This is a genomic window from Streptomyces olivochromogenes, from assembly GCF_001514115.1.
Taxonomy (GTDB): Bacteria; Actinomycetota; Actinomycetes; order Streptomycetales; family Streptomycetaceae; genus Streptomyces; species Streptomyces olivochromogenes.
This window is the reverse complement of record NZ_KQ948459.1, coordinates 329651-350419: the sequence shown is the minus strand read 5'-3', so window position 1 is coordinate 350419 and position 20769 is coordinate 329651. Positions and strand designations below refer to the sequence as shown.

General features: G+C 72.2%; 19 protein-coding genes. 11 read left to right on the top strand and 8 right to left on the bottom strand.

The genetic code is table 11. The features are described 5' to 3' along the window. Positions 1 to 64: 64 nt before the first annotated feature. Together AQJ27_RS25465 and AQJ27_RS25460 are read right to left on the bottom strand one after the other, a co-directional pair. Positions 65 to 1177 (bottom strand): hypothetical protein, encoded by a 1113-nt coding sequence (locus AQJ27_RS25465; RefSeq protein ID WP_067373195.1) that lies wholly within the window; start codon positions 1175 to 1177, stop codon positions 65 to 67. A gap of 31 nt (positions 1178 to 1208) precedes the next feature. Continuing rightward, entirely contained in the window at positions 1209 to 2057 is an 849-nt protein-coding gene (locus tag AQJ27_RS25460; RefSeq protein WP_067373192.1) for a LysR family transcriptional regulator, read from the bottom strand. Positions 2058 to 2398: 341 nt separating this feature from the next. Here AQJ27_RS25460 and AQJ27_RS25455 point away from each other — a divergent pair, with 341 nt between their 5' ends. From AQJ27_RS25455 to AQJ27_RS25415, 9 genes are read left to right on the top strand one after another with little or no spacing between them, the layout of a single operon-like run. Further along, positions 2399 to 3094, top strand: a complete 696-nt coding sequence (locus AQJ27_RS25455) for an alpha/beta hydrolase (RefSeq protein ID WP_235613558.1) — start codon at positions 2399 to 2401, stop codon at positions 3092 to 3094. Further along, positions 3091 to 3939: a sulfurtransferase gene (locus AQJ27_RS25450; RefSeq protein ID WP_067373186.1), complete on the top strand. Its 849-nt coding sequence runs from the start codon at positions 3091 to 3093 to the stop codon at positions 3937 to 3939. The genes AQJ27_RS25455 and AQJ27_RS25450 overlap by 4 nt, the downstream gene beginning before the upstream one ends. Further along, entirely contained in the window at positions 3936 to 4817 is an 882-nt protein-coding gene (locus AQJ27_RS25445; protein WP_079065242.1) for an ABC transporter permease, read from the top strand. The genes AQJ27_RS25450 and AQJ27_RS25445 overlap by 4 nt, the downstream gene beginning before the upstream one ends. After that, positions 4817 to 5557, top strand: a complete 741-nt coding sequence (locus AQJ27_RS25440; protein ID WP_067373183.1) for an ABC transporter ATP-binding protein — start codon at positions 4817 to 4819, stop codon at positions 5555 to 5557. The genes AQJ27_RS25445 and AQJ27_RS25440 overlap by 1 nt, the downstream gene beginning before the upstream one ends. Then, entirely contained in the window at positions 5554 to 6522 is a 969-nt protein-coding gene (locus AQJ27_RS25435; protein ID WP_067373180.1) for an ABC transporter substrate-binding protein, read from the top strand. Before AQJ27_RS25440 ends, AQJ27_RS25435 begins: the two co-directional genes overlap by 4 nt. Positions 6523 to 6545: 23 nt before the next feature. After that, positions 6546 to 7646: an LLM class flavin-dependent oxidoreductase gene (locus tag AQJ27_RS25430; RefSeq protein ID WP_067373177.1), complete on the top strand. Its 1101-nt coding sequence runs from the start codon at positions 6546 to 6548 to the stop codon at positions 7644 to 7646. A gap of 28 nt (positions 7647 to 7674) precedes the next feature. Then, positions 7675 to 8679, top strand: a complete 1005-nt coding sequence (locus AQJ27_RS25425; protein WP_235613559.1) for an ABC transporter substrate-binding protein — start codon at positions 7675 to 7677, stop codon at positions 8677 to 8679. Beyond that, positions 8676 to 9782, top strand: a complete 1107-nt coding sequence (locus tag AQJ27_RS25420; RefSeq protein WP_067373174.1) for an acyl-CoA dehydrogenase family protein — start codon at positions 8676 to 8678, stop codon at positions 9780 to 9782. The genes AQJ27_RS25425 and AQJ27_RS25420 overlap by 4 nt, the downstream gene beginning before the upstream one ends. Beyond that, the gene (locus AQJ27_RS25415; RefSeq protein WP_067373171.1) at positions 9779 to 11155 is read left to right on the top strand and encodes an FAD-binding oxidoreductase; all 1377 of its coding nucleotides are present in this window, start codon (positions 9779 to 9781) and stop codon (positions 11153 to 11155) included. The genes AQJ27_RS25420 and AQJ27_RS25415 overlap by 4 nt, the downstream gene beginning before the upstream one ends. 13 nt (positions 11156 to 11168) lie before the next feature. Here the strand turns inward: AQJ27_RS25415 and AQJ27_RS25410 are convergent, their stop codons facing one another. Further along, on the bottom strand, positions 11169 to 11591 hold the full coding sequence (locus AQJ27_RS25410) for an SseB family protein (RefSeq protein WP_067373168.1): 423 nt from the start codon (positions 11589 to 11591) through the stop codon (positions 11169 to 11171). Between the two features lie 150 nt (positions 11592 to 11741). Further along, positions 11742 to 12983: an acyl-CoA dehydrogenase family protein gene (locus AQJ27_RS25405; protein WP_067373165.1), complete on the bottom strand. Its 1242-nt coding sequence runs from the start codon at positions 12981 to 12983 to the stop codon at positions 11742 to 11744. A gap of 266 nt (positions 12984 to 13249) precedes the next feature. Here AQJ27_RS25405 and AQJ27_RS25400 point away from each other — a divergent pair, with 266 nt between their 5' ends. Further along, on the top strand, positions 13250 to 14512 hold the full coding sequence (locus tag AQJ27_RS25400; protein ID WP_067373162.1) for an alpha-L-fucosidase: 1263 nt from the start codon (positions 13250 to 13252) through the stop codon (positions 14510 to 14512). A gap of 27 nt (positions 14513 to 14539) precedes the next feature. Here AQJ27_RS25400 and AQJ27_RS25395 read toward each other — a convergent pair whose 3' ends face one another. Both AQJ27_RS25395 and AQJ27_RS25390 read right to left on the bottom strand, forming a co-directional pair. Further along, the gene (locus AQJ27_RS25395; RefSeq protein WP_079065241.1) at positions 14540 to 16537 is read right to left on the bottom strand and encodes an ArnT family glycosyltransferase; all 1998 of its coding nucleotides are present in this window, start codon (positions 16535 to 16537) and stop codon (positions 14540 to 14542) included. Positions 16538 to 16691: 154 nt separating this feature from the next. Continuing rightward, entirely contained in the window at positions 16692 to 16943 is a 252-nt protein-coding gene (locus AQJ27_RS25390) for a DUF2180 family protein (protein WP_079065240.1), read from the bottom strand. Positions 16944 to 17062: 119 nt separating this feature from the next. Here AQJ27_RS25390 and AQJ27_RS25385 point away from each other — a divergent pair, with 119 nt between their 5' ends. Beyond that, positions 17063 to 18343 carry a PP2C family protein-serine/threonine phosphatase gene (locus AQJ27_RS25385; protein WP_067373159.1) on the top strand — a complete coding sequence of 427 codons (1281 nt, stop codon included), beginning with the start codon at positions 17063 to 17065 and terminating at the stop codon, positions 18341 to 18343. A 27-nt stretch (positions 18344 to 18370) separates the two neighbouring features. Here the strand turns inward: AQJ27_RS25385 and AQJ27_RS25380 are convergent, their stop codons facing one another. Continuing rightward, positions 18371 to 18844 (bottom strand): NUDIX hydrolase, encoded by a 474-nt coding sequence (locus AQJ27_RS25380; RefSeq protein ID WP_067373156.1) that lies wholly within the window; start codon positions 18842 to 18844, stop codon positions 18371 to 18373. A 40-nt stretch (positions 18845 to 18884) separates the two neighbouring features. Further along, positions 18885 to 20513 (bottom strand): apolipoprotein N-acyltransferase, encoded by a 1629-nt coding sequence (gene lnt / locus AQJ27_RS25375; RefSeq protein WP_067373153.1) that lies wholly within the window; start codon positions 20511 to 20513, stop codon positions 18885 to 18887. Positions 20514 to 20769 lie beyond the last annotated feature (256 nt).

The window sequence follows — 20769 nt, the reverse complement described above, 5'->3', positions numbered from 1 at the left end:
GGGGACTCCCATCCCTCCGCATCGAAACCGTACCCGGGGGATCTTCCCCACTCGGCGGCCGGAACTACGCGGCGGCCGGGGGCAGTTCGGGACGATCTTCGCCGGGGCGCCGGTCCGCGGGGCGCGCGGGTGGGATCGGTGTCGAGGGGAAGTCCCGCGGTCCGGTCCACAGCGCCGGGACCGCGTCGCCGCGGCGGCACAACTCGAAGGCGATCGCCTCGTAGTTGACCCGCCAGCCGTGGAAGTGCGGCCATGCCTGTTCGGCCGTCCGCTCGGCGGGGAAACCGGCCGCCTCCAGCATCGCGACGGCCGCGTCGAACTCCAGGTAGGTGAGCTGGATCGGGGTGTCGGGCGCGGGGTCGGTGTCGTACGGGAAACGCAGGGAGCGGGCGATGTCGCGCAGTGCGGTGAATCCGGCGCGCAGCATCAGGCGGGCCTCGGGCGGGGCGCTGCTCGGGGTGAGGGCGAGCTGCATGGCGGCCGCGTCCATGACGGCGACGAGGGCGACGATCCAGCTGCGGTAGGGCCGCGGTGAGCGGAACGCGAGCAGGGCGGGGTACGTGGAGTGGCTCTCGCCGATGTCGGAGGCGAGCCGTTCCCAGGCGCGGTACAGCTCGGGCAGCGCGGTCTCGGTGTCGACCAGCCACTGCCGGGCGAGGATCTCCGGTCCCCAGGCGGGTTCGCCCGCGCGCGACTGGAGCAGGGTCACTTCCAGCTCGCGGCGGTTGTAGGCGGCGTACAGGGTGGGCAGGTAGGCGATCTGGAGGGCGATCACGACCGGTCCGGTGACGGCGGCCATGAAGTCCACCACGGACAGGTGAAGTCGGTCGCCGCTGGCGAAACCGAGCGTGAACAGGCTGGAGCCCGCCTCCCGGACCGATTGGGTCCAGGTCAGCGAGGAGATGGCGTGCAGCAGCAGTCCGAAGCCGATCAGGGCGCCGCCGAGCCAGCTCACGAGCGTGCCCATCAGCATGAGCGGGGCGAGCCAGGTCTGTGCGCGGTCGATGGCGCGGTAGCTGCCGCCGGGGGCGGCGAGGCGCAGCAGGAAGCGCAGGGAGCGCCACCAGCGGATCACCATCGAGGAGTACAGCCCGCGGGGCACGACGAGGGTACGCAGGATGCTGGCGAACACCACCAGCAGGAGCAGGCCGCCGGCCACGCCCGAGATCCATTTCATGCGGCCATTCTCACGTCCGACGCGGACGTCTTCAGCGCAACAGATCCCGTACGGCGTCGAAGGCGGCGGTGACGGTCGCCGGGTCGGCGCCGGGTCGGGCCAGCGCGCTCATGGGGATGGGGGTGACCGGGGGCAGCCGGTCGTACGGGGCGAGCCCGTCAGGGGCGGGTCCGACGGCGGCGAGCAGGGCCACTCCCTGGCCGGTGCGGGCGATGTCGAGAACGCCCGCGAGATAGCCGGCGTCGCCGACGACGCTGGCCGCGACGCCGTGTGCGGCAAGGGTGGCGATGGCCCGGCGGCGAATCGCGCACGGATCCTCGATGGCCACCAGCGGGACGGGCGCGGGTGCGGCGGGCGGTGCCCAGCCGGGCGTCGCGTGCCAGGTGAGCGGCAGCCCGCCGACGGGGGTGCCCTCGGTGGCGGCGGCCTCGGTGACGTACACCGCGACGTCGACGCTGCCGCGCTCCACGGCCTCGACGAGGCGGGCCGAGCGGTCGATGCGGAAACGGACCCGGCAGCCGGGGCGCACCTCCTGGACCGCGGCGGTGAGCCGGGGCAGGAACTGGTCGGCCGCGTGCTCGGTGGAGCCGATGGTGACGGTGTCGCCGTCCACGTCGAGCAGGGCGCGTACGGCCTCGTCGTGGACGGCGAGGATGCGACGGGCCTGTTCCACGAGGAGCCGCCCCTCGGGGGTGAACCGCGTGCCGCGGCCTTCGCGTTCGACGACGGGGTGGCCGAGGGTCTTCTCCAGCCTGCGCACATGCTGGCTGACGGCGGACTGGCTCAGGGCGAGGGAGCGGGCCGCGCGGTGGAAGCCGCCGCAGTCGGCTATCGCGGTCAGGCTGCGCAGGGCCACGATGTCGAGGACAGGTTGGGGCATGCGGCGACCGTAGCCCGTTCCCGGTATCGATCGCGATCGCTGATCGATTTCGATGCGGAATCGTCGTTGGACGTGGTCGGGCACCGCCGGTCATGATGAGGCCATGCTTCACACGACCGCTTCCGCTGCCTTTCTGACGCAGCGCCGAGTCATCGACTTCGGCGTGGCGTGCAGCGCGCGCTGTCGTTGATCTCCCGCCGCTCTCCGGTACCCCCGCGCCTCAGCTGCTCGCGTCCGGTCTTCGACTGACACGTGACAGCCGCTCCGGCCTGCCTTCTTCCCGCATGTCTTCCCTTCCCCCGAACGGGAGTTGCCCCCTCATGCCCTCCTCGCCATCCCCTGTGTCCGCTTGGGACGAACCCGAAGGCCTCGCCGCGCGCGGCACGTTGATCGTGCTCGCCGGGCGGGGTGAACACGGTGGTGTGTACGAGCGGTTCGGCCATCGGCTGGCCTTCGACGCCTACCGCGTCCGCGCCCTCGGTGACCCGAGCGCCGATCCCTCCGTGCTGGGCCGGGCCGCCAAGCTGCTCACGGACGAGTCGCTGCCCGGCCCGAAGGTGCTGGTCGGATCGGATACGGGCGCCCGGTACGCCGTACGTCTCGCCGCCGAGCAGACCGCGGGCGTAGCCGCGCTGATCCTCGTCGGTCTGCCCACCGGTCCCTGGACGTCGGGGAGTTGGGAGGCCGAGGTCGAGGCACGCACGGCCTGCCCCACCCACCGGGCCAGGCTCACCGACGACCCGGGCTTCCGCCGCGGCGCGCTCGACGAAGCCGTGGACCTGCCGGAGCTCCGCCTCGACCTCGTGGGCGTCCCGGTACTGGCCCTGCACGGTGCGGACGACCCGGTCAGCCCGCTGGACCGGGCGCTGAGCGCGTACGCGGGCCACTCCGGGGTACGGACGGTTACTTTCAACGGCGGCCGTCACGACGTACTGAACGACGCCTCGCACCGCACGGCCGCCGCCGCGGTCGTCCTCTTCCTGGAGCGACTGCGCCTGTCCGCCGAACTCCCCGTGATCGCCGAGGGGCTCTCATGACCGGCGCCCGGGTGACGACGACCGCCGCCGAACTCGCAGGTCTGCTGCGCTCCGCCGAGCCGCCCGTGGTGCTGGACGTCCGCTGGGCGCTGGGCGATCCGCACGGCCGCGACCACTACACGGCCGGGCACGTTCCGGGGGCGGTGTACGTGGATCTGGACAACGAACTCGCCGCGCCGCCGAGCGCCGAGGGCGGGCGCCATCCGCTGCCGGACCTCGCGGACCTCCAGGAATCCGCTCGGAAGTGGGGTGTACGGACGGGTCGACCGGTCGTGGTGTACGACGACCTGGGGAACACGGCGGCGGCCCGGGCCTGGTGGCTGCTGCGCTACGCCGGAGTGGCCGAAGTGACGCTCCTGGACGGGGCGTTGGACGCATGGCGGGCAGCCGGGCTGTCGCTGGAGACCGGTGCGCCCGGTGCTCAGCCGGAGGGAGATGTCGTGCTGCGTGCGGGCGGGTTGCCCGTCACGGACGCTGACGGAGCCGCCGAACTGGCCACCACAGGCGTGCTGTTGGACGCCCGGGCGGCCGAGCGGTACCGCGGTGAGGTGGAGCCGGTGGATCCGCGCGCCGGCCACATTCCGGGCGCGGTGTCCGCCCCGACCGGGGAGAACCTCGCGGCGGACGGGACCTTCCTGCCCCCGGAGGTGCTCCGCAAGCGCTTCGGCGGCAAGGGGGCAGCGGAAAACGCCCGCATCGGCGTCTACTGCGGCTCCGGAGTCACCGCCGCCCATCAGATCGCCGCTCTGGCCCTCGCCGGGTACGACGCGGCGCTCTTCCCCGGGTCCTGGTCCGCCTGGTCCGCCGATCCCGCGCGCCCGGCAACGAAGGGAGACCGGCCATGACGACGAAACCGCTGGACGCGGCGGTGCTGCCGCAGCGGGCGGTGCCTGCCGGCAAGCCCGCGCAGGACACCCGCGTCACCATCCGCGGCACCGCGAAGACCACTCGTCGTCCCACCGTCCCCCGTTCAGTGCGCCGGGCCGCCGGACCCGTCGGCCTCGTGCTGCTCTGGTTCCTCACCTCGGCCACCGGCGTGCTCCCCGAATCCGTGCTGGCGTCCCCCGTCGACGTCGTACGGCAGGCGGTGGACCTGACGAGGAACGGTGAACTGCCCAGCGCCATCGCCGCGTCGGGGCGCCGGGCCGGCATCGGGTTCCTCATCGGGGCGACCCTCGCCCTCGCCCTGGCGCTGCTGGCCGGACTGTTCCGGCTCGGCGAGGACGTCATCGACTCCTCGATGGGCATGTTCCGGGCGATCCCCTGGGTGGGGCTGATCCCTCTGTTCATCGTCTGGTTCGGCATCGAGGAGACCCCGAAGATCGCCCTGGTCGCGCTCGGTGTGACGTATCCGCTGTACTTCAACATCTACGGCGGCATCCGCTCGACCGACGCCCAACTCGTCGAGGCCGCACGGATGATGGGGCTCGGCCGCCTCGGTCTGATCCGGTACGTCATCCTGCCGAGCGCGCTCCCGGGGGCACTCGTGGGTCTGCGGTACGCGCTCTCCACCGCCTGGCTCGCGCTCGTGTTCGCGGAGCAGATCAACGCGGACGCGGGGCTCGGCTATCTGATGAGCAACGCCCAGCAGTACTTCCGTACGGACATCATCGTGCTCTGTCTCGCGGTGTACGCGTTGCTCGGCCTCGCCTGCGACTTCGCCGTACGGATCCTGTCACGCCGCCTGCTGACCTGGCGGGCCAACTTCGAGGGTGACGCCTGATGCCCAACAGCGTGGAAATCCGGGGGCTTTCGCGAGCCTTCGACGGGAAGACCGTCCTGCACGACCTCGATCTCGACATCCGCGAGGGCGAGTTCGTGGCCCTGCTGGGCCACAGCGGCTGCGGCAAGTCGACGCTGTTGCGGATTCTCGCCGGGCTCGATGACGAGATCGGCGGCGAGGTGACCGTGCCCGCGCGGCGCAGCGCCGCGTTCCAGTCGCCGCGGCTGCTGCCCTGGCTGAAGGTGTGGCGCAATGTCGTCCTCGGACTGCCCGGCCGCCCGGACAGGGCGCTCGCTCTCCAGGCACTCGACGAGGTCGGCATCGCGGACCGCGCGACCGTCTGGCCCAAGACGCTGTCCGGGGGTCAGGCCCAGCGGGTCTCGCTGGCCCGTGCCCTGGTTCGCGAGCCCGAACTGCTGCTGCTGGACGAGCCGTTCGGCGCCCTGGACGCACTGACCCGGGGCAGGGTGCAGCAGTTGGTCGCCGAGCTGTGGCGGCTGCACGGGTGCGCGATCCTCCTGGTCACCCATGACGTGGAGGAGGCGCTGCTGCTCGCCGACCGGGTCCTGGTGATGGACGAGGGCCGTATCGCCCACGACCTCACCGTCGGGCTGCCCCGCCCCCGCGATCTGACCGCCCCCGAGTTCGTCACCCTGCGCGCCCGCCTCCTGGGCTGGCTCGGCGTCACGCCCACCCACTCCGAGGCCGACGCCAAAACCCTGGAAAGGACCCCCTCGTGATCCGCAGACTCGCCGCCGCCACCCTGAGCATGACCGCCCTGCTGGCGCTGACCGCCTGCGGCGCCGACTCCTCGGCGGACACCTCCGCCGACGGGCAGGTCACCCTCACCATCGGCGACCAGGCCAAGACACTCCAGACGATCATCGCCGCCTCGGGCGCTCTCAAGGGCGCCAAGTACAAGGTGAAATGGGCCGAGTTCGAGGGTGCGGCCCCGCTCTACCAGGCCGTTCAGGCGAATGCCGCCGACACCGGGTTCTCCGCCGACCTGCCCGCGCTCCAGGCGCTCAGCGGTGGCGTCAAGGTCAAGAACGTCGCCGCCCTCAAGAACGACGGCACGCACGTCGGCATCGTCGTCCGCAAGGACTCCGGCATCGACAGCGTGAAGGACCTCAAGGGCCAGAAGGTCGTGGTGTCCTCGGCGAAGGGCAGCATCTCGGAGTATCTGCTGGCCAACGTCCTCAAGCAGAACGGGCTCAGCTACCAGGACGTCAAGGTGCAGTACCTGCTGCCGACCGACGCGCAGGCCGCCTTCGCCTCCGGGAAGATCAGGATCTGGGCGACCTTCGGCGTCTACCAGGCCGTCGGGCTGGAGCAGGGCGGCAGGCTCCTCGTCGACGGCGGGAACGGCCGGGTCAGCGGCATCGGTTTCGTCAACGCCTCCGACAAGGCCCTGGCGAACTCCGCGAAGAAGCACGCCCTGAGCGACTTCCTCCAGCGCCTGAGCACGGCGTTGAAGTGGACCAGCACTCACAGGGACGCGTATGCGAAGGCCATCGAGGAGCGCAACGGCGCCGACGCCACGGTGGCGAAGACCCTCGCCTCGGCCGCGTACAGCCAGGTGCTGCCGGTCACCTCGGACGTCAACACGACCATCCAGCAGGTGGCCGACCTCATGAACAGCATCGGAGTCCTCGACCCGAACGTGGACGTGGCCGAGTCCACCGACACCTCCCTGCTCAAGTGACCTTCACGTCCTAGGAGTTGCTCATGCCTGTCGAGTTCATCAGCGCCGTCCACACCGACTCCGGGGCCTCCGGACCCGCCGCGAGCAGCCGGACCGGCTTCGACCCCGGCTATCTGCGCAGGTACGCCCGCGCCCTGGACGACGGCGGCTTCGACCACACGCTGGTCACCTACCACTCCGCCTCCCCGGACGCCCTCCAGGTGGCCCAGTTCGTGGCCACCCACACCGAGCGCGTCCGCCCGATCCTCGCGCACCGGCCCGGCGTCGTCTTCCCCACCCACGCGGCCCGCGCCCTGGCCACCTTGGACCGGATCAGCGACGGACGGCTGTCGCTGCACATCATCTCCGGCGGCAGCGACGAGGAGCAGCACCGGGAAGGCGACTACCTGGGCAAGAGCGAGCGGTACGAGCGTTCGGACGAGTACATCCAGATCCTGCGGAAGGTGTGGCAGGCCGAGGGGCCCGTATCGCACGAGGGCAAGTACTTCAGGTTCGAGGGCTACCACTGCGATGTGAAGCCGGTGAACGGGCTGATCCCGGTGTCCGTGGGCGGCTCCTCGCAGGACGCCTACCGGGTGGGCGGGCAGCAGGGCGACATCTTCGGGCTGTGGGGCGAGCCGCTGAAGGAGACCGCCGAGCAGATCGCCGCCGTCAACACGGTCGCGGACGCCGCCGGGCGCCCCCGTCCCCGTATCTGGGTGTCGTTCCGCCCCATCATCGCGCCCACCGACGAACTGGCCTGGGAGAAGGCGCACCGGACGCTGGGCGTGCTGAAGGACGCGGCGAAGAACACCGAGTCGCTGCGCCACTACCGCACGACGGGGCGCCCGGCCAACGTCGGTTCGCAGCGACTCCTCGACATCGCGGAGCGCGGTGAGGTCCACGACCGTTGCCTGTGGACGGCCCCGGCCGTCGCCACGAACGCGGCGGGCGCCTCGACCGCGCTGGTCGGCTCCCCCGAGACCGTCGCCCGAGCCCTGCTCGACTACGTCGACATCGGCTGCGAGCTGCTGTCGATCCGCGGCTACGACCCGCTCAACGACGCCATCGACTACGCCCGTCACATCCTGCCGCTCGTCCGGCAGGAGCTCGCCCACCGCGCGGCGACCGCTCAGGCCGCCTGATCCCCCTCCCACGTCCCATGGAGATTCCGTGTTGCGTCACACCCTGCGCGCGTCCGCCGCCGCCCTCGCCCTCCTGCTGCCCTTCGCGGCGGCCTGCGGCGGCGAGGCCAAGGCCGAGTCCTCCTCCGACCTGTCCTCCGTCACGCTGAGGGTCGGCGCGACCGGCTGGAAGCAGGAGGAGGCGATCCTGCGGTTCGCCCACCTCGACGACACCCCGTACAAGGTCAAGTGGAGTCTCTTCCAGGGCGGTGACCAGCAGCTCCAGGCCGTCCGGGCCGGAGCGCTCGACGTCGCCTCCTCCAGCGAGATCCCGCCGGTCTTCGCGGCGGCCGACGGCAAACCCGACTTCAAGGTGGTCGCCGTACAGCGCGCGACGACCCTCAACCAGGAGGTCGTCGTCCCCAAGGGCTCTCCGGCGACCGACATCGCGGGCCTGAAGGGCAAGAAGGTCGGTTACGTCCAGAACACCACCGCCCACTACTTCCTCTACGAGCTGCTGAAGCGGGCGGGCCTGAAGTGGTCCGACATCGACGCCAAGCCACTGCTTCCCAATGACGGCCTCGCGGCCCTGAACGGCGGCGGCATCGACGCCTTCGCCTCGTACGGCACGTCGATCATCACCGCCCACCGGCAGGGCGCCCGCACGGTCGGCTCCGGCGCGGACATCCTGTCCGGCAACTTCCTCTGGTCGGCCCGCGACAGCGTCCTCAAGAGCCCCGCCCAGCGGGCGGCCACGGCCGATCTGATCGCCCGGATCACCAAGGCGTACGCCTACGTCCGCGACGGCCACGAGGACGGCTTCGCGAAGGTCACCGCCGAGGCCACCCACCAGTCCGTCGCCCAGGCCAAGTCGGACCTCGTCGCCGCGCAGAACCAGCGGCCGACCCAGGCCAGGACGGTCGGCGACGACACGATCGCCTCCCAGCAGAAGGTGGCCGACGCCTTCACCGAACTCGGTGCGCTCAAGGAGCACTTGGACGTGAAGTCGTTCTGGACCACGGAGCTCAACACCGACCTGAAGAAGGTCCTGTGACCGCGCGCATCGCCGAACTGGCCGTCGGCTACGACCGTTCGGGCGTGTTCCCCGCCGAGTCCCTCCGGATCGCCCATGGCGCCGGACTGCTCACCGCGACCATCGGTGAACGGTACGGCGGTCGGGGTGCCCGGGTCGAGGAGAGTGCCCGTATCCTCCACACGCTCGGCCGGGGCGACCCGTCCGTCGCCCTGATCGCGGCGATGACCCTGAACACCCATGCGCGGCAGGCCGTACAGCCGCACTGGCCGGACGAGCTGTACGCGCGCGTGGTCAAGGAGTCCTTCGAACGGCCGGTGCTGATCAACCACGCGCGTGTGGAGCCCGAGTTGGGCTCCCCCGCGCGGGGCGGCCTCCCGGCGACCCTCGCCCGGCGCACCCCCGACGGCTGGTCGCTGAGCGGCACCAAGCGCTTCGTGACCGGCGCGGAGGGCCTGGACTGGTTCCTGGTGTGGGCCACCACCGACGAGTCGGAGCCCCGCGTCGGCACCTTCCTCGTCCCGGGCGGCTCCCCCGGCACCGAGATCACCGGCCGGTGGGACCACCTGGGGCTGCGCGCCAGCGGCAGCCACGACGTGACCTTCCGTGAGGTGGCGATCCCGTACGAGAACGTCGTGGGACTCGGCCCGTACGGTCCCGCGGCCGAGCAGGACAACCGGGCGGGCGCCTCGCTCCATCTCCCGCTGGCCGCGCTCTACTTGGGCGTGGCACGGGCAGCACAGGCCTACTTCCACACCTTCGCCCAGACGCGGGTGCCCGCCAACCTCGGTCATCCGGTGGCCCGCACGGAACGCTTCCGGCGGACGGCCGGGGAGATCGAGGTGCTGCTCGGCGCCGCCGAGCAGCTGGTGTTCGGCGGCGCTGCCCGGGTCGACGCCGACGACCCCTCGTACACCCCTGAACAGGCCCTCGGCGCCCGGGTGCTGGCCGACCGGCACGGGGTGCGGGCCGTGGAGCTGGCCGTGCGGCTCCTCGGCAACCCGGGCCTGACCCGCGGCAATCCCCTGGAGCGGCACTTCCGCGACATCCAGTGCGCCCCCGTGCACGCGCCCCAGGAGGACATCGCCCTGCTGACGATAGGAACGAAGGCACTCACCCCATGACCGTCGCTCCCCCCACCACCGCATCCGCCCGACTGCTCGGGCTGCTCGCCCGCGACCTGCCGCCCGACCGCCTGACCACGGACCCCGCCGCACTCGCCGCGTACGCCACCGACCGCTCCGGCACCCGGCCCGACGGGCTTCCCCTCGCGGTGGCGCACGCCCGGCGGACCGAGGAGGTGGCCGTCACCCTCCGGCACGCGCACGCGCTGCGCGTGCCGGTGGTCCCACGCGGCGCGGGAACCGGTCTGTCCGGCGGGGCGACGGCGGGCGAGGGTGCCCTCGTCCTCGACCTGTCCCGGATGAACCGCATCCTCGAACTGTCCCTGGACGACCAGCTCGCCGTCGTCGAACCCGGCGTGATCACCGCCGAGCTGGACCGGGCCGCGGGCGGGCACGGGCTGCGCTACGCGCCCGACCCGGCCAGCGCGGCCCTGTCCACGATCGGCGGAAACATCGCGACCAACGCGGGCGGGCTGCGCTGCGCGAAGTACGGCGTGACCCGGGACAGCGTGCTGGGCCTGGAGGCGGTGCTCGCGGACGGCACGGTCGTACGCACCGGCCGCCGTACCGTCAAGGGCGTCACCGGCTACGACCTCACGGCCCTGCTCACCGGCTCCGAGGGCACCCTGGCGGTGATCACGTCGGCGACGCTGCGGCTGCGGCCCGTCCCCGTGGCGACGGCCACCCTCGCCGCGTACTTCGCCTCCTTCGAAGCGGCCGCCGAAGCCTCGTACGCCCTCACCAGGGCCGGGGTCGAACCGGCACTCGCGGAGCTGGTGGACGGGCCGGTGCTGGGCGCCGTCGACCCGGCGCTGCGGGAGCGCGGCGCGGCCCTGCTGCTGGTGCAGTGCGACGGAGCGGGCGCGGAGATCGAGGCGGCGGCCGTCTCCCGGCTGCTCGCCCCGCTGGCCACGGCGGTCGAGACGACGGCGGATCCGGCGGAGGCGGAAGCCCTGCTCGCCGCCCGCCGTCTCGCGCTGCCCGCGCTGGAGCGCCTCGGCCGTCCGCTGATCGAGGACATCGCGGTGCCCCGCTCCCGGCTGGCGGAGGCGGCGCGGGAGATCCGTGCCGTCTCCGCGCGCCATGACGTGCCCGTCTTCACCCTCGCGCACGCGGCGGACGGGAACCTCCACCCGATCATCGTCGTGGACCCGTCGCTGCCTCGTCTCCCCGACGCGGCCTGGGAGGCAGCGGGTGAGATCTTCGCGCTGGCTCTGCGGCTGGGCGGCACGCTGACCGGCGAGCACGGTGTGGGCGTACTCAAGCGGCAGTGGGTGGCGGACGAACTGGGGCCCGCGGCCCACTCGTTGCAGCGCCGGCTCAAGGAGGCGTTCGACCCTCGGGGCATCCTCAATCCGGGCAAGTGTCTCTAGGTCCGGACGGCGGTCAGGCCCGCGGCCGGACCAACAGGGTACGAACGCCCTCGGAGGTGAGGGTCAGGCCGTTCGGTGAACTCGGGTCGATGGTGAGCGACAGATCACCGGTCGGCCATTGGGAGGCGAGCGCGCCCAGCGGAACCAGACGGTAGCGGGAGACGAACGGCAGCACTTCGGCCATCGCCGGCTCCGAGGTGAACACCGGCACCACCTGCTCCCCGCCCGGCTGCTCCAGCACGGGCAGCGCCACGGCGGCGGGGTCGCGCACGTCCTCCTCGCTCGCGTCGTCCGGTACGGGGACCAGCACCTCGCTGCCGGCCAGGGTGTCCAGCGCCAGCGGGTTCTCGGTGTTCTCCGCGAGTGCGTTCAGTGCCTCCTGGGCCGGTGTCGTGGCCGTCGGCAGGTAGTGATGGTTGTTCGAGGGTGTGTCCATTGGCAGATCCCAGGTAGTGACGGACAGGCCGCCCGGGGCGGGACTCGCCCCGGGCGCGGCTCCTGTCGCGCGTACCCACTCGCGGCCGGGGCATTCCCCGCCCCCGCCCGCCGGTGCTCACGAGATCGAGAGACCGGGAGATGAGCGGGGTCAGGAGATCAGCGGGATGTCGTCGGACGGCAGGCCGAGGCGGTCGCGGCCGACGCGGCGGGCCAGCGGTTCGGCCATCGTGGGGCCGAGGTGCGACCAGATCGTGGCGGCGTCCCGGAAGTAGCGCTGCATCCGCGCGCCGTCGCGGGCGTGCCGGGAGCCCGCCGTGCGGAAGAGGATGCCCTGGAGCGCGTCCCAGGCCAGGCGCCCGGCGGTGACGAAGACGAGCGCGAGCCGGTTGTCGACGGCGGTCGTGAAGGGCGCCCGGCCCGACACGTTGTCGCAGCAGGCCTCCATCCAGTCGTCGGCGGTGGCCCGCAGCGCCGCGTCCGCCGTACGGATCGCGGCCAGCGCCTCCCCCAGGTGGCGCTGGTAGTCGTGGAGGTCGGCGCGGGTGCGGCCGGGGTCCAGGACGAGCGGGCGTTCGGCGATGATCCGGGCGTACTCGTCGGCGGCCGCGTACGCGGTGCCGATCATGAGGGCGGCCAGCTCGCCGTGGAAGAAGCTCGCCGCGCGCCCCGCGTACATGGGATGGCCGTGCAGCTTCGAGCCGAGGGAGCCGCCCTCGACGGGCAGGTCGAGCAGGCTCGCCTCCCGGGTGAAGTGGGCGGGGATGCGAGCCTCGTCGAAGCGGATGCTGTGGGAACCGCTGCCGCGCAGGCCGAGAACGCCCTGCCAGTCGTCGAGCAGGGTCCAGGCGGAGCGCGGCGCCACGAACAGCACGAGCGGCCCCGGCGGGTCCTCCGGCCTCTCGGGGGCGCGCAGGGTCTGACCGACGTAGTGGGTGGAGTACGGGGAGCCGGAGGAATAGGACCAGGTGCCGTCGAGGACCACATGACCGTCGCCGTCGGGCCGCGCCACCCCGACGGGGGTCGCGGTGGAGGCGGCCCGGAAGTCGCCCTCGTCGCCGAAGAGTTCGTCCTGTGTCTTCTCCTCGAAGACCGAGGCGACCTGAAGGACATGGGCGGCGGTGAGGGACAGGGCCCAGCCGGTGGAGGGGCAGCCGCGCGCGACCTCGGTCACGACGCGGTAGAAGGTCGGCAGGCCGAAGGCGTACCCGCCGTACCTGCGCGGTTGCAGCATCCGGTAGAAACCGGCGCGCAGGAAGTCCTCGTGGGTGTCCTTGGGGTAGATCGTCAGCCGCTCGGTCTCCGGCTGCCGTTCGAGCAGCGCGGGCCGCATCGCCACGGCCCGCTCGATCACTTCGCGTTCGGTGAGTTCCGGTTCGGGAACGGCGATCACGGGGCCTCCTGACAGGCGGGACTGTCCGTACGTGCGGCAATACCAGTGATTGAACACGCAGATCCGCCACGGTGTACCACCGGATAACGCCAAGTACGCTGATCCTTCGGCCGGTTGAAGCGTCGACCCGCCCGCCCGGGGGCGCGAAGGGAGCGCCTTTCTCACCCGTAGGCCAGGGCTTCGAGGCGACGGCCATGGTGAAAACGAACCAGTGATGGTGACCGGGGCCCACGCGCCCCGCGGGCCCCGCCGCCTACCGTGGGCGCATGCCGATGCAACCCTGGTTTCCCGACGCCAAGCTGGGCGTCTTCATCCACTACGGTGTCTACGCCGTGGGTGGAGCGGCCGAGTCCTGGTCGTTCTACACGGGCGAGATGACCCACGAGCAGTACATGAAACAGCTCGAAGGCTTCACCGCGTCGAAGTACGACCCGGACGCCTGGGCCAAGCTGTTCGCCCGCATCGGCGCCCGGTACGCGGTCCTCACCACCAAGCACCACGACGGCGTCGCCCTCTGGGACACCGGCCACCGCAGTCTCGACGTCGTCCGGGACACCCCGGCCGGCCGGGACCTGGTCACGGGTTTCGTCGACGCGCTGCGCGAGCGGGGGCTGAAGGTCGGGCTCTACTACTCGCACTCCGACTGGAACCACCCCGACTACCCCAGCATCCGGCACGTCAGGCCGGGCGAGACGCCGAGCCCCTACTCGCACGCCGAGCCCGGCAAGGAGGACCCGGCCGCCTGGGAGCGCTACCTCGCCTACCGCGACGGCCAGGTCGGCGAGTTGATGGACCGCTTCCGGCCCGACCTGCTCTGGTTCGACGGCGAGTGGGAGCGCACCGAGGAGCAGTGGCGGATGGACGAGCTCGCCGAGCTGATCCTCGCGGGCAACCCCGACGCCGTCCTCAACGCGCGGATGCTCAGTCACGGCGACTACGCCACCCCTGAGCAGGGCACCCCGTTGCAGGCCCCGGAGGGTCCGTGGGAGCTGTGTCTGACGATCAACGACTCGTGGAGCCACCGGCCGCAGGACCGCGACTTCAAGTCGGTGCGCCAGCTGGTGCGCTACTTCACCGAGACGATCGGCATGGGCGGCAATCTGCTGCTCGGCGCCGGGCCCCGCGAGGACGGGACCATCCCCGAGGAGCAGATCGAACGCCTGGAGGGGCTCGGCGCCTGGATCGGACGGCACACGGACGCGGTGTACGGGACGGTCGCCGGGCTGCCCGCCGGGCACCACTACGGTCCCAGCACCCTCTCCGCCGACCGGCGCACGCTGTACCTGATCTGCTTCGACGCACCCCGTGACAACGTCTCGCTGCGCGGCCTGCGCAACGAGGTCAGGCGCGTCACGGTCCTGGGCACCGGCGCCGAACTGGGCCACCACGTCACCGGCGGCCTCGACGCCGTCCCGGGCGTGACCTGGATCGACGCACCCGCCGCGGCCGACCTCGACGCGTACGCCACCGTCCTGGCCGTCGAGCTGGAGGGCGAGCTGGACCTCTACCGGGGCACCGGCCGCGACTGACGGAGACACCCCGTCAGAGGCACCCCGTCAAGGGAGTACGGCGGCAGAACGGGGCGAGCAGCGGTAGAGGCGTGACGTCGGGAACGGTACGCGTGCGCAATGGGCGCGCACCCACTCGGCGTTGGTCCGGCCCGGGACGGTCACCACGCCGCCGAGGACGACGTAACGCAGTCGGCCGCTGGCGACGAGGTGACGGAACCGGGCGGCGGTGGGCGTGGGCGCGGCCCCGGTGAACCCGCCCATGGGAAGCACCTTGGCGCCCGCGTAGAGGATGTACGCGGCGGCGGACCGCCAACTGGTCGTCGCGAAGAGGTAGGTGGCTCCGTCCTGGTGGGCCCGGGTGAAGGCCAGGAGCCGCTGCTGGTCCTCGTCGAGTCCGTCGGTGGACTCGGGGGCCTTGCCGCCCGCGTGCCGGGCCGCGGGCGGTGCGGAGAAGGTCCGTTGCCGCGCGTTGTGGTGGTGCCACGTGGACACCGGCCCGGCGGAGCCCATGCCGGAGTGCCCGTACGCGGGATCCAGGACCGAGGCGGCCCAGGCGGCGGAAGGCCCCAGCATCGCCGCGACGGCCAGGCCGAGGCCCAGCACCGCGGTGCGCCGTCGCGCCCCTTCGGCGCCGTCGGTACGGGACAGTGCCAGCAGCGCCAGCGCGCCCGCGCCGAGGACGACCGCGGCCGGGGCCAGCCATGGCAGGAACGTCGGGTACTGCCCCGCGACCACCGCCGACCAGGCCACCGTGGTCACCACGGCGACGGGCAGCGCCCACGTCCGTGCCCCGCTCCCCTTGCGCCAGGCACGCCAGAACTGCACCGTCCCGGCGCCGAAGAGCGCCGCCAGCGGTACGGCCACGACACCCATGTAGTACGTGTGGCCGCCGACCGCTCCGGCGCTGAACACCAGGAAGTACGTGGCCAGCCAGACCGCCCAGAGCAGGAAGCCCGCCCGCAGCGGGTCCGTGCGCGGCCTGCCGCGCAGCCACACCGGACCGCACACCGCGGCGAGCGCGGCCGCCGGGTACAGCCAGCCGACCTGCGAGGCCAGCGACGGGCCGACCATCTTGGCCCACTGCGCGGCGGCGTGCCCGGGCCCGGCCTCCGTGGGGGCGGTGCCCGCCATGGTCTGTGCCGCCACGCTTCCGGTGTCCTTGGCGTCGATACCGAGGCTGGAGAAACGGGTGAGGAAGTTGTATCCGACGACCTGGCTGATGGCCGAGTTGTTCGTCGTACCGTCCACGTACGGACGGTCCTTGGCCGGGGTCAGCGTCACCAGCAACACCCACGAGGCCGAGACCGCCAGACACACCGCGCCGGCGGCGGCCAGGTGGGCCAGGCGGCGGCGCAGCACCGCCGGTGCCGAGACGACGTACAGCAGGCCGAGCGCCGGGAGTACCGCCCAGGCCTCCAGCATCTTGGCCTGGAATCCGAGGCCGACCCACATCCCGGCCGCGAGCAGCGGGCGCAGCCGGGCCTCGCGGGCCGCGCGCAGCGTGGCGTCGGCGGCCAGCAGGACGAGCAGGGTGAACGCGGGATCCTCGGCCTGCGTGCGGAAGAGTCCCGCGACCGCCGGGGTGAGCGCGAACGCGCCCGCCGCGAGCAGCCCCGCGCTCTCCCCCGCCCAGCGGCGCACCGCGCGGTGCAGGACGGCGACGCTGAGCACGCCCTCGACGACCTGGGGCAGGGTGAGCGCCCACGGATGGAATCCGAAGATCCGCACGGACAGCGCCTGGGGCCACAGGAAGCCGGGCAGTTTGTCGATCGTGATCGAGTTGCCGGGGTCGAAGGAGCCGAACAGGAAGCCCCTCCAGCTCTCGGACATGCTGCGCGCGGTCTGCGCGTAGAACGCGTGGTAGCCACTGTGCTGGATGTCCCAGGTGAACAGCAGGGCCGCCACCGCGAGGAGCGCCGGCAGCGCGAGTCTGGCGTGGGCCGGTCCTCCCACCGGGCTGCGGCCCGACGTCCCGGGACGGGTCAGCAGCCGCCCGCCCGTCCGCTGGGCCGACGCGATGATCGCTGCGGTGGTGCTGACCATGGACGTACCTTCCCGGTGTACTCGCCGTTCGCTCAGAGAGAGGGCGGAACGGCCCACCGGGATGCCTGGGGGCGTTGGCTGTTCAGGTGACGTTCAGGTCGGGTAACGGACGCCGCGGCTCACACCGTGGGGCGCGGCCGGTGCGCTGCAAAAGTCAGCTCGTCTCCGCCGCGCGGCAGGCTCCGCAGGTGATGTGGCGGGCCGGCTTCTCGTGGCTGGCCCGGCCGGTGCCGGAGATGTCCTGCGTCGGCGGGTGGCTTTCGTGCACATGCGTGCGACAGAGCGCCGCGCCGCAGCGGATGCACACGGCGACCGCGGGACCGGGGGTGCCGGGGCAGTCGTAACAGTTCATGTCCTCACCTCGTTCTCCGGTGAGCACGGCCCTGTCGGGGGCTCTGTGATCCATCCTCCATCATCCTTGCGCACATCGCCTGGCAGGAGAACCCGGCCACGGGCCGTCCGCTCGGGCGGACCGGAAACGGTCACCGTGTCGCATCGGGCCAGGGGGCGGAGTAGACATGGGACATGAGTGACAGTGATGCGCCGGCCGAAAGACGCGGCCGGGGCATCGGAATCGACTACGCGGAGGTCTTCCGGGCCCTGCCCAGTCCCGCGCTGCTGCTCACGCCCGACATGGTGGCGGTCGACGCCAATCGGGCCTACGAGAGGGTCTCCGGACGGAGCCTCGCGGAGCTGCTCGGTCGGTGCGTCTTCGACGTGTTTCCCGACAACCCCTCCGACCCCCGGGCCAGTGGTGCTCAGGCGCTGCGCGCCTCGCTGGAGCGGGTACTGGCCACCTGCGGGCCGGACAGCATGGCCCTGCAGAAGTACTCCGTGGACATGCCCGACCGGCCCGGCGTGTTCGAGGAGCGCTACTGGAGCACCGTCAACATCCCTCTCCTCGACGCCGACGGCCGGGTGTCACTCATCGTCCACCGTGTCGAGGAGGTCACCGCGCTGATACGCGCACGGCGGGCGCTCGGCGCCGCACCGGAGGTGCCCCTCACCGCCGAGGACGCGATGACCGCCGATCTGCTGAACCGCTCCCTGGAACTGGAGGAACTCAACGAGGAGTTGCGCAAGGCCCACGCCCGCGCGCACGAGGTCGCCGTCACCCTGCAGCGCGCCATGCTGCCGAGTACGACGCTGCCGGACCGACCCGGGGTGGCCGTGCGCTACCGGCCCGCGACCAGCCTCAACGTGTGCGGCGACTGGTACGACCTGATCGACCTCGACGCGCGACGGCTGGCCGTGGCGGTCGGTGACGTGGTGGGGCACGGTCTGGAGGCGGCCGGGACCATGGGCCAGTTGCGCAGCGCCCTGAGCGCGGCGATCCGCGCCACCGGGCGGCCCGCCACCGCCCTCAGCACCCTCGCGGCGCACGCCCACACCGTCGACGGCGCGCTCGCGACGACCGCCGTCCAGGTCGTCATCGACCGCACCGCCCTCACCGTCACCTACAGTCGCGCCGGCCATCCGCCGCCTCTGCTGGCCCACAGCGACGGCTTCGTCGAGGTGCTGGACTCGGCCACCGACCCGCCCCTGGGAGCGGGCGACGACTCCCTTCCCCGCTGCGAGTCGACGGTGGGCTACGGTCCCGGCAGCACCCTCGTGCTGTACACCGACGGTCTGATCGAGCGCCGGGGCGAGGACATCTACGCCGGTCTGGACCGTCTCGCCCACAGCGTCGAACGCCATCACCTGCTCGGCCCCGAACTCCTCGCCGACGCCGTGCTGGCCGATCTCGTCCCCGCACCTCGGCGCGGCCCCGACGACGACACCGCGCTCGTCGTCGTCCGGCTGTGAGCCGTCCGGTCCCCGGTGCGCCCGCGCTCAGGTCGTGGGGTCGAACCAGGTGGGCGCGTCCGACAGGGCCTGCTTGATCCGGAGCATCCCGAACTCGTTCAGCTCAGGCAACGCGTCGACCGCGAACCAGCCGACGTCCAGCGACTCGTCGTCGTTGACCCTGGCCTCGCCGCCGACGGCCCGGCACCGGAATGTGGTGTCCATGTACTGGCAGGTGTCGCCGTTCTCGTAGGTGACCGGCTCCAGGGCCTGGACCAGCACCACGCGCTCGACGACGCAGCGCACGTTGGTCTCCTCGAACACCTCCCGCACGGCGCAGGCCGCGGGCTGCTCGCCCGGGTCCGGAATGCCGCCGATGACCGACCACTTCCGGGTGTCGGTGCGCCGGCCCAGGAGCACTCTGCCCTCGTCGTCGAAGACGATGGCGGTGACTCCGGGGAGCCAGAGCAGCTGGTGGCCGGCCGAGGCCCGGATGGTGCGGATGAAGTCAGGAGTAGCCATGGACCGACCCTAACGGCCGGTTTCCGTCGTCCGGCCGAGGTCAGGCGAGATCGCCCGGAACGGCGCCGTTGCGGCGCCCCCGGGCCACCGTCGTACCCGCCCAGCCGAGACCGCCCACCGCGACGGCCACCAGCAGCATCTCCGGCAGGATGCCGAGCCGCGTGGCGGGGGTCTCGGAGGAGCGCAGCGGCACCTTCTGGACCAGCGAGTCCGCCACGAACATCCCGGTCCGCTGGGTGATCCTCCCGTCGGGCATGATCACGGCGCTGACGCCGCTGGTCACCGGCACCGTGACGGTACGGCTGTGCTCGACGGCTCGGACGCGGGACATGGCGAGCTGCTGATAGGTCATCTCGCTGCGGTCGAAGGTCGCGTTGTTGCTCGGCACCGAGATCAGCTGCGCACCGTCGGTCACGGTGCTGCGCACGGCCCAGTCGAAGGCGGCCTCGTAGCAGGTGACCAGTCCGACCCTGGAGCCGTCCATGGTGAACACGCCCGGCTTGTGGCCCCGGCTGAAGTCCTGGCGGACCATCGAGGTCCAGTTCTTGTTGATCGCGCCGAGCAGTGAACGCAGCGGAAGGTACTCGCCGAAGGGCTGGACCTGTCGCTTGTCGTACGTGTCGAGCGGGCCCTTGACCGGGTCCCACAGGATCTGCTCGTTGTAGAGCTTGCCGTCGCGCTCGACGACGCCACCGACCGAGATGGGCGCGCCGATGGCCTTGGCGGCGTTGTCGATCACGAGGCGGGCGTCGGCGTTGGTGAAGGGGTCGACGTCGGAGGAGTTCTCCGGCCACAGCACGAAGTCGGGCCGGGCGACCTTGCCCGCCTTGACCTCGGCGGCCAGCCGCTCGGTCTCCCGTGCGTGGTAGTCGAGGACGGCGCGCCGCTGGGAGTTGAAGTCGAGCCCCGCGCGCGGCACGTTGCCCTGGATGACGGCGACGGTCGCCGTGCCGTTCTCGGCCTTGTCGCTCACCAGCGACCGCGCGGCGAGCGCCCCGGCCACGGGGACGGCCACGCTGAGCAGCGCCGCCGCGGCGGCCCCTCGGCGTACGACGCCGGTGCGCCGGCCCTCGACGACCTGGCGTACGACCTCGTACAGCCCGAAGCCGCAGAGCACGACCGCGAAGCCGAGCACCGGGGTGCCGCCCACCGCGGCCAGCGGAAGGAAGATGCCGTCCGCCTGGCCGAAGGCGACCTTGCCCCAGGGGAAGCCGCCGAACGGCGCACGCGCGCGTGCCGCCTCGCCCGCGATCCAGACCGCAGCCGCCCACAGCGGCCAGCCGGGCAGCCGGGAGACGAGGGTGATGCCCGCGCCGACGAGCGCCACGTACACCGCTTCCACGGCGACTAGTGCCAGCCACGGACCGGGGCCGACCTCGACACCGGTCCACACGAGCAGCGGCAGCAGGAAGCCGAGGCCGAACAGATAGCCGAGCCCGAGGCCCGCCTTCCAGGAGCGACCGCGCAGAAGCCAACCGAGGACCGCGAAGGCCGGCAGGGCCAGCCACGAGACGGTGCGCGGCGGGAAACTGACGTAGAGCAGCACTCCGGAGAGCGCCGCGGCGGCGGCCGGAGCGTATCGCCGAGCCAGTCTGGCCGCGCGCGATGCGGGCGCGGCCTGGGGTTCGAGCTGATCCGGCTCGTCTACGGAAGTTGCGGTGGCGGTCACCCGGGGAGTGTACGGCGCGTGACCTGGGCGCCGACAGCACGGTCCGCACCATGAACCTCCCGGTGCCCAGGGGTGGTCCGTCCGCTCCGCAGACCGTCGTATGCCCGCCTGATGCACCGTTCCTGCGCAACTCATCCACAAACCGGCGCATCAGCCGTTACGGTGTGCCCGAGCCTCTGACGTGCGGCCGGGTGCGGCCGTGGCGGTCGGGGTCCGGCACAGGTCGGGGGGCGACGGGGTGGGGTCCACGGGGATG

Bases quoted from the DNA above. Each gene is read 5' to 3' on its own strand.
- AQJ27_RS25440 (WP_067373183.1), top strand. From the start codon at position 4,817: ATGCCCAACAGCGTGGAAATCCGGGGGCTTTCGCGAGCCTTCGACGGG.
- AQJ27_RS25390 (WP_079065240.1), bottom strand. From the start codon at position 16,943: ATGGATCACAGAGCCCCCGACAGGGCCGTGCTCACCGGAGAACGAGGT.
- AQJ27_RS25410 (WP_067373168.1), bottom strand. From the start codon at position 11,591: ATGGACACACCCTCGAACAACCATCACTACCTGCCGACGGCCACGACA.
- AQJ27_RS25385 (WP_067373159.1), top strand. From the start codon at position 17,063: ATGAGTGACAGTGATGCGCCGGCCGAAAGACGCGGCCGGGGCATCGGA.
- AQJ27_RS25415 (WP_067373171.1), top strand. From the start codon at position 9,779: ATGACCGTCGCTCCCCCCACCACCGCATCCGCCCGACTGCTCGGGCTG.
- AQJ27_RS25395 (WP_079065241.1), bottom strand. From the start codon at position 16,537: ATGGTCAGCACCACCGCAGCGATCATCGCGTCGGCCCAGCGGACGGGC.
- AQJ27_RS25445 (WP_079065242.1), top strand. From the start codon at position 3,936: ATGACGACGAAACCGCTGGACGCGGCGGTGCTGCCGCAGCGGGCGGTG.
- AQJ27_RS25460 (WP_067373192.1), bottom strand. From the start codon at position 2,057: ATGCCCCAACCTGTCCTCGACATCGTGGCCCTGCGCAGCCTGACCGCG.
- AQJ27_RS25465 (WP_067373195.1), bottom strand. From the start codon at position 1,177: ATGAAATGGATCTCGGGCGTGGCCGGCGGCCTGCTCCTGCTGGTGGTG.
- AQJ27_RS25450 (WP_067373186.1), top strand. From the start codon at position 3,091: ATGACCGGCGCCCGGGTGACGACGACCGCCGCCGAACTCGCAGGTCTG.
- AQJ27_RS25400 (WP_067373162.1), top strand. From the start codon at position 13,250: ATGCCGATGCAACCCTGGTTTCCCGACGCCAAGCTGGGCGTCTTCATC.
- AQJ27_RS25380 (WP_067373156.1), bottom strand. From the start codon at position 18,844: ATGGCTACTCCTGACTTCATCCGCACCATCCGGGCCTCGGCCGGCCAC.
- AQJ27_RS25430 (WP_067373177.1), top strand. From the start codon at position 6,546: ATGCCTGTCGAGTTCATCAGCGCCGTCCACACCGACTCCGGGGCCTCC.